The sequence below is a fragment of the Porphyromonas sp. COT-239 OH1446 genome (genome assembly GCF_000768875.1).
Lineage (GTDB): Bacteria > Bacteroidota > Bacteroidia > Bacteroidales > Porphyromonadaceae > Porphyromonas.
On sequence record NZ_JRAO01000018.1, the window covers coordinates 1 to 15,781 of the forward strand.

10 protein-coding genes, 1 pseudogene and 1 CRISPR repeat array are annotated in these 15,781 nt (G+C 49.8%); of the genes and pseudogenes, 9 read left to right on the top strand and 2 right to left on the bottom strand.

Annotated elements, in window-relative coordinates; all coding sequences use genetic code 11:
* Positions 1-380 precede the first annotated feature (380 nt).
* Positions 381-2,711, bottom strand: a complete 2,331-nt coding sequence (locus tag HQ37_RS04825; protein ID WP_036881180.1) for a TIM-barrel domain-containing protein — start codon at positions 2,709-2,711, stop codon at positions 381-383.
* Positions 2,712-3,248: 537 nt separating this feature from the next.
* On the opposite strand from HQ37_RS04825, the gene HQ37_RS04830 reads away from it, so the two are divergent.
* The 6 genes from HQ37_RS04830 to cmr6 are packed head-to-tail and all read left to right on the top strand — an operon-like array spanning position 3,249 to position 9,419.
* Positions 3,249-4,670: a hypothetical protein gene (locus HQ37_RS04830; protein ID WP_036881181.1), complete on the top strand. Its 1,422-nt coding sequence runs from the start codon at positions 3,249-3,251 to the stop codon at positions 4,668-4,670.
* Positions 4,610-6,217, top strand: a complete 1,608-nt coding sequence (cas10, locus tag HQ37_RS04835) for a type III-B CRISPR-associated protein Cas10/Cmr2 (protein WP_081951765.1) — start codon at positions 4,610-4,612, stop codon at positions 6,215-6,217. The genes HQ37_RS04830 and cas10 overlap by 61 nt, the downstream gene beginning before the upstream one ends.
* Positions 6,218-6,219: 2 nt before the next feature.
* Positions 6,220-7,380, top strand: coding sequence for a type III-B CRISPR module-associated protein Cmr3 (gene cmr3 / locus HQ37_RS04840; RefSeq protein WP_036881183.1), 1,161 nt, complete (start codon positions 6,220-6,222; stop codon positions 7,378-7,380).
* A complete protein-coding gene (locus tag HQ37_RS04845; protein ID WP_052080768.1) occupies positions 7,377-8,198 on the top strand; it encodes an RAMP superfamily CRISPR-associated protein in 822 nt (273 codons plus the stop codon). Before cmr3 ends, HQ37_RS04845 begins: the two co-directional genes overlap by 4 nt.
* Entirely contained in the window at positions 8,185-8,679 is a 495-nt protein-coding gene (locus HQ37_RS04850) for a hypothetical protein (protein ID WP_052080769.1), read from the top strand. Before HQ37_RS04845 ends, HQ37_RS04850 begins: the two co-directional genes overlap by 14 nt.
* The gene (gene cmr6, locus HQ37_RS04855; RefSeq protein WP_036881184.1) at positions 8,676-9,419 is read left to right on the top strand and encodes a type III-B CRISPR module RAMP protein Cmr6; all 744 of its coding nucleotides are present in this window, start codon (positions 8,676-8,678) and stop codon (positions 9,417-9,419) included. The genes HQ37_RS04850 and cmr6 overlap by 4 nt, the downstream gene beginning before the upstream one ends.
* Before the next feature lie 130 nt (positions 9,420-9,549).
* Here the strand turns inward: cmr6 and HQ37_RS08445 are convergent, their stop codons facing one another.
* Entirely contained in the window at positions 9,550-9,816 is a 267-nt protein-coding gene (locus HQ37_RS08445; protein WP_036881185.1) for a hypothetical protein, read from the bottom strand.
* Between HQ37_RS08445 and HQ37_RS08490 the strand changes: the two are divergent.
* The 3 genes and pseudogenes from HQ37_RS08490 to HQ37_RS04870 form a co-directional block, all read left to right on the top strand.
* Positions 9,805-10,248 (top strand): annotated as a pseudogene (locus HQ37_RS08490) (CRISPR-associated endonuclease Cas1); the annotation flags it as partial. The gene HQ37_RS08445 and the pseudogene HQ37_RS08490 overlap by 12 nt on opposite strands.
* Positions 10,249-10,559: 311 nt before the next feature.
* Positions 10,560-11,477: a CRISPR direct-repeat array (repeat unit 37 nt; unit sequence GTATCTATACAAATACAGTCTATAGGATTATCAAGAC).
* Between the two features lie 194 nt (positions 11,478-11,671).
* Positions 11,672-13,894: a hypothetical protein gene (locus HQ37_RS04865; RefSeq protein WP_036881186.1), complete on the top strand. Its 2,223-nt coding sequence runs from the start codon at positions 11,672-11,674 to the stop codon at positions 13,892-13,894.
* A gap of 27 nt (positions 13,895-13,921) precedes the next feature.
* A complete protein-coding gene (locus HQ37_RS04870; RefSeq protein WP_152566797.1) occupies positions 13,922-15,274 on the top strand; it encodes a zinc-dependent metalloproteinase lipoprotein in 1,353 nt (450 codons plus the stop codon).
* The last annotated feature ends 507 nt before the right edge of the window (positions 15,275-15,781 follow it).

The following is a 15,781-nucleotide window of genomic DNA, read 5'->3' on the forward strand; positions in this document are numbered from 1 at the left end:
AGGTTTCCCCCTGCAACCCCCTCTAGGTGTTTAGGGGGTTAAAGCCTGTATCCCACTGCCAAAATTTGCACTTCTAAGTTGAATATAGCGCCTACTCGATTATACCCTTCTCTTGCAGACAAAGTAGTTCGTCGCATGTATAGGGAGGAGTCTAGACTCCATCCCTCCTTTATTGACGTAAGCGTCCCCCAAGCTCCAAGGGTCTCTCGGTAAAGATCTTTATGAGACTATTGCACGGCATTTTGCAACTTTTCTAGCCCAAAAGAGGCAAAATACTGTGCAACGGTCTCTTTTGTATCTGCTCGAAATGATAAGCGAAAAGCTAAGCGAGAGGTCATCCATGAATGACTCCTCGCTTAGCAAGGCTTTTTAAGGGACGACTAGTTATATCTCACCCAAATCCGACGTCGCTCAGAACAACTTGCGGATGACACCTCTATTCTGGTACATTTCTGCGAGGTATCATAGGTATAGTTGGCCGTTTTCCCGTCGACCATCACCAAGAGTGGTTTGGAGGTATTATAAATATTCAGCTTGTAAGAGCGCACAGCAGGTGCTTTGCGAGATATGCCCTTGCGCGCAGAAATGATATACTCACCTATATTGCCTTGATAGTTTTGCTCCAGCTGGGTAACCGCAAATGAGGAAGAATAATTTGCATTGTCGCCATCATCTTCGTAAATAGAGGCTTTTCCATTTTCCCCAGACACGACGTTGATGATTATTTCGCTTGGACGCTCTGTTACGTTCATCACAGTAGACGGGTTGTAAGGGATCAGGGATCCCACGCGAAAGAAATAAGGTATCTGACTATCGGTAAAAGACATCCTAACCTTACGCGGGCCTTCAATCATCTCGTGAGTAGATACGCTCCACCACTTACCCTCTGGAAGCCAAATATCCTTGAGAGTCAAACCATTGTCCTCTGGCTTTTGAGTGATAGGTGCAACGAGGATATCGTCTCCGAAGAAATATTCGTTCTCGTATATATACGACTCCTCTGCCTCCGGATACTCATAATATAGTGGACGACAAATAGAAACACCTGTATCGTATGCCTTACGTGCCATCGTATATATGTAAGGGAACAAGGAATAACGCAAGCGCACAGCTTCCAAGATGGTAGGGAAATTAGGGAATTTCCATATTCTGCGCTCTATTCGAGGTTCGTTTGTTGCATGTGTACGAAATATCGGGGTAAACACGCCAAATTGTATCCAGCGCAAAACCAGGTTAGGATCGTTTACCTGGCCCTCACTAAGGGACATATGGCCACCCAAATCATGTCCCCAATAGCCATAACCAACGTTAGATGCCGTGGCCGTGAAATAGGGCTCAAAAGCAAAGGCTTCATAGCTAATATTGGCATCTCCAGAGAAACCTATTTGATAACGATGGCTGCCCAACCCTCCCCATCTATGGAATATCACAGGACGACGGCCGGCACGCTTCGTTGCTTCGTTGAAGAAGACATGATTGCACCAAAAGGTTTGGCTGAGCGAATTGGTGTGCTTACTCGTTAGATGCTGTTGCCAATCTAACCACCAGAAATCCACGCCCTCCTTTTCGTGATCACGTATAATATTCTTAAAGAAAGACTTCGTGAAATCTGTATAATCCAGACACCAATCGATATTGTTTTTATCCTGATTGAGGTATTTCCCATTCAGCTCATTCTTCATCGCAGCAAAATAAGGAGGAGATTCCACTTGGTTGATACCATCAGCTGGATGCAAATTCAAGGCCGTCTTGAAGCCCTGCTCGTGTATCTCTGCAAGCAAACCCTTGGGATCAGGAATAAGGTTGGTATTCCATGACCATCCTGTCCAGCCTCCACGACCTGCCGACATGCTGTGGGCATTTCCATTCCAATGCCAGTCCATGTCGAGGATCATGACATCGGTAGGGATCTTATTACTCTTCAAATCGCTCATGATACCTCGATAATCATCTGCCGAATAAGAAGAGTACTTGCTATACCAATAGCCAAACACATAGTCTGGGGGCAATGGTATTTTACCTGCAATTTTAGTATAGTCAGAGATAGCCTTCTTATAATTATGACCATAAGCTAGCAAATAGGTATCCATAGCCTGTGGATCGCTACGTTCTGCCCACCATAAATATCCCATGTCGGCATTTGGCACCAAAGCATACGAACGACCACCATCGGCACGTCGTGCACTCCAAGAATCATCAATGACAGCCCAACCAGAACGAGACACTAAGCCATCTTCTAGATCCTTCCGTTTACTATCGCCCATCATACCATCTAGTGTGCGACAGGTACCCTTTAGGTTTAGAGAATCTGTCTTGCCTGGATACCAAACTGTAGAAACACCATTGCCATGGATGGCAACACTGAGGTTGGTAGGAGAGGCCGGAAGGGTGCGAGGATCGGAGCCTTTCCTATATCTCAGCTTCAAATGAGCAGTCTCTATATATAAATAGGTACTATCCTCAGATTTGGTAAACTGGGGGACTGCTAATTTACGGTTGATCACCGTAAAAGTAGCATTGTCTTCAAATCTTGCATGATCACTATACTCGACCCTGACCATTTCAGAGGTAAGAATAGTGAAACGAGCCTTACCACATTTCACAACAGCCCTATCTACAGCTACAGGGTTACAGCTTACAACTTGAGCAGATGCCAGTTTCCCAAGAAATGCAAAACACCCTAAAAAGAGGGACAAGAGTCGTCTATTCATGTACGTTTAAATTAATAAAAAAGCAACTTTGTCTATTCGTATTACAAAGGTAAGGATATTCAACATATTGTCGTGTACTGAAAAAAGTTGACAGAGGTGGAGCAGAATTCTTATTGATTATGCCCGTAGCATCTAGTGATTTTGAACGCCTTGCGATCATCGAAGAGTACCTATTTGGATCTCACCTGCGCTCCTACTTAGACCTAGATCGAGCTCCTATTTGAGTCTCCACTGCGATCCTATTTGAGTCTCGATAGAGACCCTACTTACGTCTCATCTTCGATCTCACTGAGGATTTTGAGGGGGCTTTTATGGGATTGATCTTAGGCTAGGAGTGAAGGGGGAATGTCCTCCCTCATCCGCCCCATCTTCCCCTCTAGCTGACTAGACTCTCCCATGGGTGTAGCAAAGCCCCATCAATGAAGTATATCTTGCGAAAAAATCTACCTCTAGGTGTTGGGCATATTGAGGATTATCGTTACCTTGCGAGGGTTATTTAATTCCCTCTGTTAGAAAATCTCTAATACGAATTTATCTATGCACAGACTAACATTTGATCTCATCCAACATACGCCGATCATCCACTTCCAATCGGTGTATCGAGGAGCAACCCTCCGTGCCTCCGAAGTCAAACCCAAGCTCGACAAGTATTTGCTAAAATATCATGCTCAGCATATCGCTGAGTGCGATAAGTCTATTCACGGAGAGAGTGATGCTCAAGAGAAGCGGATTTCTCTTAACTATAAGCTATCCTTTGAGGCAGAGGATGTCATTACTTGGCCTGCCGATAGGAAGAATGCACCCATGTACTTTGGGAACATAGGAGATGGCAAGCCTAAGAATCTAGTTTTTGCTAGTGGAGGAGTTACGATGACTATACTTGTTGGTCGTCAAAATAGGGAGTGTCAAGAAAAGCCTAAACTCGCCGACTGGCTTAACAGTGACAGTGGCCATGAGGCTATTTGTAATTTCTTCATGCTCCATAACTTTGGCTCACGTGAGAGTAAAGGCTATGGATCCTTTACGGTGAAAGAGGATGGCCTACTTAAGCGAGGAGATAACTGCTATCGTTATCTAAGTTTTGAGATTAAAATACGTCCCTATAGAGATGAGGGTAGTAAAGAATCAGAGGAGAAAAAGCGAGAAAAAAGGCTCTGCAATGCTCAGAGAGAGATTTTCTCAACAATCAATTACTTTTACAGAACACTCAGAAGTGGGCTGAATGAATGTCGAGGAGGAGGTCAATCTGTGTTGTATATGAAACCGATGATTTTCTATTATGCTGCGAACAAAAGACGAAAGACTTGGTGGGATAAGCGTAGCATTAAGTATGCTTTTGCTTTGAGCTGGTTACAGATGCACGACGAGGATCACCAATACCATGAAACCAATAAAGATTGTAGGATTGATTATAGAGATATTTTTGGCCTCTCTACCAATGAAAGTTGGGGGGCTCATTACGATAATATAGCAATAAAAAAGACTTGTTTCTCTAGTAACAAGGAGGTCAATCGCATGAAGTCTCCCCTGCAATTTAAGCCCATTCTGTTATCGGAGTATGAGGGCAAACAAATTTACAGAGTATACATTGGGATTTTTGAGGAGGAGGTGGGGTTATCGGAGCTCGTAGCCAACGAAACGATAGTTAAGGTTAAAGCAATTCGTAATGATCAAGAGATTACTCCTCAACATACTGAAGACCCCTCTAACAGTATTTCCCAGGGCACATCTGATAATGACAACTCTTTGCCACTTACCTTCCCCAAAATTGAGTCGATTGTAGATGTCATCAATTTTCGAAATTATCAAACGAAATTGCAGAATGAACTTATCTGTATCGATGAAGAGGGAAAAAGAATCAGAGATTTGCTTCTTGGTATTTATAAACAACTAGCCAAATGCGAACAAAAATGGAAGGATACAATAGAAAAGGAAAAGTCTACATCGCTATCACGATAGGGCCGATCGGCAAGACGCTCGACAAGGCACGCAAGGTTAAGGCCTATTGGAGTGCCAGCTACATGTTCTCTTGGATTATGCGAGGGCTATTATCTCGTATCAGCAAGATTGAAGGGCTGGAAATCCTCTCGCCTGCGTATGATCAGAATACTATTCCCTCCATCCCCAAGGGCGTGGGGCTATTCCCTGACAGAGCCTTTATTCGTGGAGAGGGGCTAAGCGATGAAGTCCTCAAGAAACTTAAAGAGGAGGTGCTAGGGGATTTGGCTAAGGAGCTACATAAGAGTCTTAGCAGCAATAAGGAAGGAGAGCCTCAAGCTACATCCGAAGAGGATCTTAAGCAGTATCTCAATGACTACATTATGATCTCGTCGGTTAGGATCGAGAGAGAGGAGAAGAAGGGTATCATCAGCAAGCTCAACCAATACCTCGACACCCTAGAGCTACGGCAGAGGGCAACTAGCTCGAGGAACGACTACCTCACCCCCTTTCTCGCTCAGAACAATAGCTTTATCACGCAGGAGATCGGGGAGAAGATCCCATTCGCTACGACCTCTCTCATCGCTGTATCGGGCTGGATGAATGATGAGCAGATCAAGGCCTGCTCGGACGGAGAGGGCTCGATCGACTACGCTAAGGTGCGCAAGAACGAGGTGCTACAAAAGAGCTATCGCAACTGCTACAAGTACCTTGCCGTAGTCAAGGCCGATGGCGATAGCTTCGGCAAGTTCATCGCAGAGCTGAAGGACGAGGAGATGAAAGCGTTCTCCAAAGCATTCTTCGACTTCTCGGTACAGGTAGCCAAGGATATTGCTTCGCCTCGTACTGTGCCCGTTTACATCGGTGGGGACGACCTCTTCTTTTTCGTGCCGATCTACAGCCACGAGCGCAACGAAGACATCTTTAATATTATCTCGTCTGTAGAGGCGTGCTTCGGGCGGTTTAAGGCGGCAGTCAAGGGGGCAGAGGGACTGAGCCTCTCCTACGGCGTGAGCATCTTCTACTACAAGAGCCCTATGTCCGAGGCGATTGAGGTGGCTAATCAGCTACTCGGGCAGGCCAAGAGCAGTGGGCGAGATCGAGTAGCCGTCTCGATCCGCAAGCATAGCGGGCGCACGATCGAGTTCACCCTGCCCTGCAAGGAGAGTACGCACACGGCTCCAGCCCCAGAGGGAGAGCAGAAAAAGAGCCCGAAACTATATAGCGAGGCTCTCGAGTTGATGCGAAGCCTAAGCAAGGATGAGGAGGTCATGATCGAGGGGCTAATCTATTGGCTCGATGATATGCTAGACACGGTGGTCGTACCGATCCTACAGATCGAGGACAAGGAGCTGAGAAAGAAACGACTGGATGCACTGAGGGCGAACTTCTTCGACGAGGACATTCATACTAATTATGATAGTTTCCTGAGACAAGTGTTTGACTTCATGTATGAGCTTAGCCTAGAGCATGGGGTCGGGACAGCGGAGGAGATCTCGGAGTTTAAGAAGCTCATCTATGGCCTACTGCGTTACTGCCAATTCATCACAGATACAGAGGAGAGATAGCTATGCCTACATATTTAGTGAAACTAACGCCCGTGGAGAAGTTCTTCTTTGGGCAAAAGAATACCTTCGAGACGGATAACGTCAATTACTTCGTGCGCTCGGCTCGCCTGCCTCAGCAGACGACGATACTAGGTCTACTGCGCTACCAATATCTCCTACATGCAGGCGATCAGGTCTTCAAGGGTAATAAGATCGTCAGTTGGCGCAAGGCAAAGAGATTGGTTGGTCTTAGGAGCTTCTCCACGACGGCTAGTGCTGAGCATAATAACTTCGGGCAGATCCAAGGGCTCTCGCCAGTCTTCTTGATCGAGCAAGGGGAGGCAGGGGAGGTTGCCTACTTCCCGGCAGGGCTACGCTACCAGAAGAGAGAAAAGGAACTCAGGCGGCTAGAGCTTGTCAAGGAGCAGGGGGAACCGCATTTACTCCAGGAGTCGGAGCAGCCCGATGAGGTGTATTCGCCTAAGAATGGGCTGAGCTCGGTGTGGATAAGCTCAGAGGGCAAGCTCGTTGCCGAGGAGGACTTCTTCGAGGAGGACTGCCGTGTCGGTATCACCAAGGACTACGAGGGTGGGGTACGGGAAGATGCATTCTTCTACCAAGTCTTCTACCGCTTTAGGGGCAAGTATAGTTTTGCCTGCTACTTCGAGGCGAGTGAGGCGTGCAAGCTCCCTCTGCGCAAGCTCGTGCACTTCGGGGGCGAGCGGCAGAGCTTCGTGATGGAGTGCATCCCAGTAGACAAACTTCCAGCCAATGAGCAAAGCTACACCCAGCGGATACGCCAAGCCTTCTACCCCTCCGAGGAAACTTACCACGCTGTACTCCTCCTCTCGGATGCGCATATCAAGGCTAAGGCACTCGAGGGGGCAGCCTTCTCCCTCACTGAGATCCGAGAGTTTGCACGGGTCATCACCTCCGTAAGGAAGACAAAGCACTATTACAATAGAAATAGTACACGTAGCAAGGATAAGGTCGATACCCAAGGCAATATGTGCGTAAGCGAAGAGATGGAGCTCTATGCCCGTGGATCGATCTTCTACTTCGACTCTCTAGACCAAGCGGAGGTATTCCAAAAACAAGTACACGCCTCCACCTTCCATAAAATTGGCTATAACTATACCCAGCTCATTACCAATACTCAAGCAACAAATACAGCAACTATATGAAAACAGCAGTTTACCTCATCAAGTGCCTCACAAACCTACATGTGGGAGTGGGAGGCGCAAGCTATCAAGCCGTAGACAACACCGTACAGCGAGATGTTACCACCCAGCGGCCATGCATCTATGCCTCGAGCCTCAAGGGGGCACTCAGGCAGTTCATGACCACCCAACCAGGCAAGGATCATGAGATGATCAACCACGTCTTCGGTACAAGGGTAGAAAGAAAGAACACCAAAAGCGAAGAAGCTGATAATCAAGAAGGCAAGGAGACTGATAGCAAAGAAGGCAAGGAGAACCAAGGCAACCTGATGAATGGCATTGGGCACTTCAGCTTCTTCCAAGCGAACCTCGTGGCCTATCCGCTGAGAGATGGTAGTGCACAGGGCTACACCCTAGGGGCGCACACCAAGTGGCAGCAGGAGGTCTACGAGCTCTACCAGCAGCTCTCGGGCACAGCCTCTGAGCAGCTAAAGCAGCGTCTAGAGGCGGACACCGCCATAAGCAATGAGCAGAAGGGAAAGGAGCTAGAGGAGGCTATCGAGAGCTTACCTATCATCGCCCGCAACTGCCTCGACAATGGCGAGAGCAAAAACCTCTGGTACGAGGAGGTTGTGCCTTCCGCCTCGTGCTTCGTCTTCTTCGTAACCTACCCCGAGGGCAACAGTTACTTCGAGCAGTTCAACCAAGCCCTCCACGGCAAGGTCGTCCAGATCGGGGCGAATGGCTCTGTTGGCTATGGCTTTTGCAAGATCGAGTGCCTCACAGATGAGCCTGATGCTAACTCAAAGGGTGGAGAGGAGGTGAGCCATGATCATCAATAGGCACGAGATCCAGCGGCTTATCCCCATGGCCATTAAGGCTCTAGAGACTGTTGGCATCGCCAATGCCAAGGGAGAAGTCTCCAAGGTGAATGAGGGCTACATCAACGCCATGGGCCCCAGCATCATCCAGTCGGGCCTCCTCCCTACGCTCATCTTCTACAACAAGAGCAAGAAGGAGGGCAACAACACCGAGGGCGAACCCTGCCTTTGGCTCAAAGCCCTCTACTACATGCACCTCCCCGAGGGGGAGCGGGGGGAGATCAATTGGCGAGAGCTTGCCCCGACGACGCTCATCAAGAAGATCATCGACGGGAAAGACGGCAGCCTGGAGCAGATCTCTAGGAGAGATGGCCTTAAGCTTAAGGACTGGGAGGGGAAGATCCTCAAGTACATCGTCGCCCTCAAGCTCGCCCTACGCACCTTTGAGATCAAGGAAGACAAGGAGGATAAGAAGAACAAGAAGGAAGGAGGCAACGAATGAACTACGGCAAATGGTACTATCGGGACTACTTCTATCGCCTAAGGCTCGATAACGAGGGGCAGCTCAAGGTGCCAGAGAAGTTCGGGCATGGTGGCGATGCACTAAGTCAAGTGAGGCAGGTTCCCCCGTTTCTAGAGTCGCTAAAGGACGTCAAAGGCTTTAGACTCCAAACGACCTACCCCGGTCTACTCTGTGGCATCGGCTATCACCATGAGGTCAATAGACCCAAGGAGGAGGGGCAAGGCAAGAAGAAGGACGAACCGCTACTCTATCAGCTCGGGATGTACTTCGACTACAGCTCGGGGCTGCCCGTCATCCCTGGCTCGTCAATCAAGGGAGCACTGAGGTCTGCGATCAAGGAATGGGAGTTCTTCAAGGGGGCAGATACGGATAAGCCTTGGTCAGGGTGGAATGCCGAGAACTTCGTTAAGGCGGTCTTCGAGGGCAAGGGGCAGTCGATCTACGAGCGAGACATCTTCCTCGATGCCATCCCTGTCGAGGTCTCGAGAGCGGGGCTCTTCGGCGAGGACTACATCACCCATCATCCTGGCCCTCTAGAAGAGCCCAACCCCGTGCGCTTCCTGAGAGTCAATCCCGGGGTAACCTATCTATTCAGATTTATCTTGCGAGATAGAGCCGGCTTTGAAGCAAAGGATAAGCTCGAGCTATTCGAGGAGATCATCCTCGCCCTCGGGCTAGGGGCTAAGACGAATGTAGGCTATGGACGCTTCCAAAAGTAAGCCGAAGGTAGGTCTCGAGGGACTACCTCGCTTCCTCGAGGGCTTCACCGCCTACCACCTGCGGGTGCGCTTCGTGGCGGAGCGGGAGGTCGCCTTCGGTGGGAAGTGGTACTTCCTGCCTCGCTTCGCCCTAGGCAATGCACTGATGAATAGCCCTCGCTTTGCCCATCTCTACACCGAGCTCTTCAAGCCCGAGCCACAGACGGGGGCGGACGGGCGGCAGCACACCTCGGCCTCTCGCCTCGTGGTGCGTGCCGATCGGCCTACACGGCGTGGCCTTGCCCGCCGAGAGCCACTCGACCTCTACATCACGATCGTCGTGCGGGAGGCAAGGCTTGTGGAGGACTTTGTGGCCTTCCTGCCCGAGTGGCAGGGGTACAACTTCATGCAGGAGCATGGGCTAAGCTACCACAGCTACCAGCTGCTGAGCCCCGAGACTGGCCGCTACGAGACGGGTCTCGGGGTGGGGGAGGCAAGGCTGGATATAGGCTTCTTCGAGCGGCAAGCCCCCGAGTGGGTCGAGGGGCTAAGTGTGCGCTTCCTCACGCCTACGACGCTGAGGCTCGACCAGCTCCTCTCGGCCGAGATCCCTCTGTCGCGCCTCCTGAACCGCATCTCTCGCCGCCTCTACGAGCTCTACACGCAGTGCCTTGCCTCTGAGGGCGAGTCGGTCGCCCCCTTCGTCTTCGCCGAGCGCAATGACCTCATGCTCTCGGAGGTGAGCCTACCGCAGAGCCCCACGATCAAGGCGCATCGGCAGTACGATATGTCGGGCATCTTGGGGCAGCTCCACTACCGCACGCCCTACGACCCCGTGGCAGCCCTGATGCTCTCTGTGGCTCACTGGGTGCATATCGGCACGCATACGGTCTCGGGCAATGGGCAGATCCTCGCTTGGGGAACGGATGCCTCAGCTCAGCCGAGCCCTAGTCCCTCGAGCGTCCTCGATGAGGATGGCTGCCTCGTGGTGCAGGGCGAGGGGCTAAGGCTAGGGCTTCAGCGTCTAGACCTTGTGATCCGACAGGGGAGCCAGCTCATCAGCCGCCACCCTGCTACCTCCATTCGTGAGCTACGCCTCGTGGGCGAAGCCCCCTCGCTCAGTAGCGGAGTGCTCAGCTTCTGCAACAAGCGGGGCATCCCCATCCTACACAGCGACAGTCTATAGGATTATCAAGACGAAATGAAGGAAAAAGGTCTGGTTAGTAATTTAAGTATCTATACAAATACAGTCTATAGGATTATCAAGACGCCCAGTAACGTAGTAGGTTTTTTTTGTTGTGCTTGAGTATCTATACAAATACAGTCTATAGGATTATCAAGACTAAGAAGAGGTGTCCCTTATGGTCTGGGAAGTACTGGTATCTATACAAATACAGTCTATAGGATTATCAAGACAGGATCTCGAAAGAGATCGTAGTATCTCCATACGACGTATCTATACAAATACAGTCTATAGGATTATCAAGACTGTTTATCAATCTGACTTACATCACCATAAAACAAATGTATCTATACAAATACAGTCTATAGGATTATCAAGACTGTGCTCAAAGCCATCTTTTTTAGGGTTATATCTGAGTATCTATACAAATACAGTCTATAGGATTATCAAGACAATGAAAAAAAATAATTTTGTTTTCATTTTTGTTTGGTATCTATACAAATACAGTCTATAGGATTATCAAGACTTCGTTGCCTTGAGCAAAAGTCTTCCCTACTCCCAAGTATCTATACAAATACAGTCTATAGGATTATCAAGACACAAAAGGAGGCTCAAGTCCTCTTGCTCGCAAAAACTCTTGTATCTATACAAATACAGTCTATAGGATTATCAAGACTAGTTCAGGGAGGAGGACTTGGTAGCATCCAAGACGTATCTATACAAATACAGTATATAGGATTATCAAGACAGAGCTTTGAGGATTAATTCTTCGTTGCCTTGAGCAAGTATCTATACAAATACAGTCTATAGGATTATCAAGACCCCATATAATGGGCCAAATGAAACACCAATGCATATCGTATCTATACAAATACAGTCTATAGGATTATCCAGCGGAGGGAGGGTGGGGAGAGGGCGGTTTTGCTTTTTGTTGAGGCTTCGGGGTTTATATACCATAAACTTAATGCTTGGTGTGGGTGCGCTTTGATATTAAATTGCTACCTTTATCGTCGAGAAATGAATGCACTAGCCCTCGTCCGCCTTTGGTTGTGATTAGGACTAGTGAGTACTAATCTAAATCAATAAATCTATGAAGAAACTGAGTACCCTTTGGCTGCTCTCCGCCCTCCTCGTTGGAGGCCTGGTAGGATGTGCAGACAAAACGAAAGAGTTCATCGGTGTGGATGTCGTAGACCCCTACGACGTTACCTTCGAGATCGAGGACGGGGATGTAACCTCCACCTCCTACTCCTTCACCGTAACTCCCTCGGACAGCAAGAGCCCCTATGTCTGCCTCTATGTGGACAAGAGCGTGATCGACAAAGTGCCTAAGCAGGAGCTACCAGCCTTCCTCGTCAAGGAGCTGAAGAAGAATGCCCAGGCAGCGAATAAGACCTGGGACGACTACCTCTCGGGCCTCCTGGCTACGGGACGGATTACCCGCACGATCAAGAACCTACTGCCCGGCAATATGTACGAGCTGGTGGTCTTCGGCGTTAAGGGGCGACAGCTCTCTCGTAGTGCTGGCTACAGGTTTTTTGAGACACTCATTGCAGACCCTGTCGATATGACCTTCCAGGTGAGTGTAGACACCTCGAACCCCAGACAGGTCGTTCTCGACGTAACACCCTCGCTGGCTGATGTGCGGTGGTACTTCTGCTCCTTCCCCAAGGATCAGTACGACAAGCTCAAGGCCTCGGGCATGAGAGACGGGCAGATGGCTCAGGCCTACCTCGGGCAGGAGTTTAGAGGCTTCCTACAGATGAACCCCGACCCTACACGAGAGCAGATCGAGGAGTTCATCAATAATAAGTTCCATATCGGAGGACAGAAGTTAACTGTCAGAGGTCGAGCCCTCAAGGCTGATACCGAATATGTTTATCTGCTGACTGCAGTCTACGTCTCGCCCAGCTTTGAGGTAGTCTTCATCTCCAATACAACCCCAGGGAGCTTCAAGACAGCTGCCGTACCGCAGAAGGATACGACCTTTGACCTCAAGGTGAGCAATATCACGAAAACTCATGCATCCATCTCGATCACACCTTCGGCTCTAGGGCAGGCATATGTATGGCGATGTGAGCCCCTCAACTCCCAAACGCTCAAGATGACCCCTGAGCAGCATGCTCGCCACGTCATTGATACCAATCCCTATATCTTCTTCGAGGCCTTCCCCCACAGGGTGGTCAATTATCCCACTCGCAAGCTCGTCCCAGGCACGAAGCACTATCTGATGGCCTTTGGTTACGAGGGAGGGATTTGTACTAAGGTATATCGAGAGCTGTTCGATCCTCTTGAGGCTGGAGATCCTAAGCAGACGACCTTCACTGTAGAGAAGCTCAAGCTCACTACCGATAGGGCACAGCTTAAGATTACTCCTAGCGATGAGTCCGTTTATTATATTCCCCTGCTCTATCCCGACAGCGAGAGCAAGGAGAGCCTCAAGGGTCGTCTGATCGCAGGCTTGAGGCGTAGCCTCGATCAGACCAAGGGCAGTGGCTTCAATCCCTATGCAGAGCTTTGGGATGTGATATCGAACCAGGCTACGCTCGGAGAGAGTGATTTCCAGTGGTCTAACCTCAAGCCAGGGGAGAAGCACACCTTACTCATCCTAACATTCGATAAGAAGGGCATTGCCAGTGACAAGCACTTTGAGCCTGGCTTCTTGACAGTCCCAGGCTTCTCCACCGAGACGGTCGATGGGATGCAAATTGCTGGGGTCTTCGATGGGAATGAAGAGAATGGCTCTATATTTAATCAGCCCGATATGGTGAAGGATAAAGTTATCTTGGTACTCAAGTACAATATCTCGGCAGGTATCAGTGAGGCCTACTCATCTGTCAGTCAAGATGTAGACAATGTTGATGAGCTTGATCCCAATGTCCTTCCTGATGCAGAGATCCTCAACAATGGTAGCTTGACCTGGACGAAGATGAAGCTCCAGGCTCCATATCAATTCATCGTTTCTCCTTGGGGCTTGCCTCAGGTGAGCTACAGCTATGGTCTCAGCAAGACTTTTGAGCGAGGCCCTATTGCTCGTACAGCGATCAAGGCTCTAGAGCCCAAAGACAAGATGGACATTGCCAAGCTGAAAGATATCTTTGACGAGGCCAATGCTGCAACAGCAAGCCTGATCCAAGAACCCATCTTTGCTCGTTGGTCGCTCGGTCAATCAGCCTCCGTCGAGCATTATCTACCCGAGCGCATCACAGAGCAGAAGCCCCAGCCCGAGCAGATACGCCCCATGCGTACACCACTCAGACCTCAGACGGAGAGCGCAGAGATACACATCCCTCTCGTGAATGCAGTCAAGTAAGTGATCAACATCAAAGAGATAAAGACTATGAAAGCAAAACTTTTGTATATACTCGCCTGCCTGCTCTGCCTCAGTCTCGTGGCCTGCAAGAAGGATGATACTATCAAGATCAATCCCTCTCGCACGAGCATCTCTCAAGTGCCAGCCGAGGGCGGAAGCTACGAGATTAAGGTGCAGTCTGGTGGCTCCTGGGTCGTTAGGGAGCATGACCAAGCCTGGATTAAGATTGCCCAGTCAGGTAGTGGAGCGAATCAGTACCTGACGATAGAGGTTGAGAGCAACCTCAGTGAGGCTGCTCGTACTGGGCAGATCGAGCTACTGAGCCGCAACTCTAAGAGGATGATCACTATCTCTCAACAGGGTAAGCCTGCTGGGCAGGAGCTCAAGTATAGAGTACCGCTGGTCTTCCACGTCCTCTATTATCACCATCAAGATCCGAATCAAAACATCGCCAGCGAGCGTATCTACAAGGTACTCAAGGAGGTGAATGAGCTCTATGCGAAGAATAATATCAACCTTGAGTTTTACGCAGCAGGCATTGACCCTAGTGGCAATGCGATGGCCGAGCCTGGCATCGACCGCATCAAGTGGGTTGCCCCAGAGATCAACCCGATCGAAGTGATGACTGAGGAGAATAATCAGTATCTGCACCTGCTTTGGGACCCTAACAAGTATGTGAATGTAATGCTCTACCCCTTCTCGATAGATGCGATACTGGGTATTGCGACCTTCCCCTTGACCCCCGAGCAGTTCCCCTTGGAGGGTCTCGATCCTGTGAAGTTCGCTAACCTACAATTCTCTGACCTCAAGCGTCTGAGAGGGGTGTCGATCAATAGCTCTTGGTTCGTCGATGATGTGCAGGACCCCTTCGGTGGCTATATCAGCTCCGATCTGCTCAAGCGTCAGGTCAGCACTGCCACGACGATCGCCCACGAGCTGGGGCACTACCTCGGTCTCAGGCACGTCTTCTCCGAAGGGCCTCAGGGCTCGTGTGTAGACACAGACTTCTGCTCCGATACCCCCAGCTATGACAAGAGGACGAACTACGACCCCTTCGTCCAGGCGATGATGTCTGAGGCTAAGTACAATCCTAACTTCAAGAATGAGTTTAAGTGGCAATCCCTCTTCGAGCGTGAGACCTGCGATGGTAAGAAGTTCGAGGCACGCAACATCATGGACTACGCTTACTGCTACCTGGATACCTTCACCCCTCAGCAGAAGGCCCGTATGCGTCATACCCTGACCTATAGCCCCTTCATCCCAGGGCCTAAGCATTCGGCTCTCTCTACGATCCGCCAGGTGCACCTAGGCCCAGTGTCGATCCCCCACAATGTGGTGATCTGTCGTGCACCCGAGGGTTACCCTATGCCCAATAAGTAGTGCGCCCCGAGCGTTACCTTCTATAAGCTATAAAGGCCGTGCGACCCGTTCGTCGCACGGCCTTTATTGTACCCCCTTGGGTGGAGCTTTCGTGGGGGCGATCGCTCGGGTAGGGTAGAGTCTCAATTGAGTCCCTAGTGATACCTCCCCAGGCTACTCATTGATCAGATCTTTTCTTTCAACTTACAAGCTCATTGACTACTAACTTATCGGATTTTTTCTTGCAACTTACAAGCTCATCGACTACTAACTGATCAGATTTTGCGCTGCCAGTTAGCCCTCCACTGCACTCCTACCGATCTCCCGATCGAGCCCCCAGTTGTCTCTCTCCTGTGATCCTATCTTGGGCCTCATCGCCGATCCTACTTATATCTCATCGTCGCTCCTACTTGAGCCTCGATGGAGCTCCTACTTATATCTCATCGTCGCTCCTACTTGAGCCTTGATGGAGCTCCTACTCGTATCTCAATGGAGGGGCTAGAGAGTATGCAGAGGATGGGGTAGGCG

Bases quoted from the DNA above. Each gene is read 5' to 3' on its own strand.
- HQ37_RS04825 (WP_036881180.1), bottom strand. From the start codon at position 2,711: ATGAATAGACGACTCTTGTCCCTCTTTTTAGGGTGTTTTGCATTTCTT.
- HQ37_RS04830 (WP_036881181.1), top strand. From the start codon at position 3,249: ATGCACAGACTAACATTTGATCTCATCCAACATACGCCGATCATCCAC.
- cas10 (WP_081951765.1), top strand. From the start codon at position 4,610: ATGCGAACAAAAATGGAAGGATACAATAGAAAAGGAAAAGTCTACATC.
- cmr3 (WP_036881183.1), top strand. From the start codon at position 6,220: ATGCCTACATATTTAGTGAAACTAACGCCCGTGGAGAAGTTCTTCTTT.
- HQ37_RS04845 (WP_052080768.1), top strand. From the start codon at position 7,377: ATGAAAACAGCAGTTTACCTCATCAAGTGCCTCACAAACCTACATGTG.
- HQ37_RS04850 (WP_052080769.1), top strand. From the start codon at position 8,185: ATGATCATCAATAGGCACGAGATCCAGCGGCTTATCCCCATGGCCATT.
- cmr6 (WP_036881184.1), top strand. From the start codon at position 8,676: ATGAACTACGGCAAATGGTACTATCGGGACTACTTCTATCGCCTAAGG.
- HQ37_RS08445 (WP_036881185.1), bottom strand. From the start codon at position 9,816: ATGCTCCTGCATGAAGTTGTACCCCTGCCACTCGGGCAGGAAGGCCAC.
- HQ37_RS04865 (WP_036881186.1), top strand. From the start codon at position 11,672: ATGAAGAAACTGAGTACCCTTTGGCTGCTCTCCGCCCTCCTCGTTGGA.
- HQ37_RS04870 (WP_152566797.1), top strand. From the start codon at position 13,922: ATGAAAGCAAAACTTTTGTATATACTCGCCTGCCTGCTCTGCCTCAGT.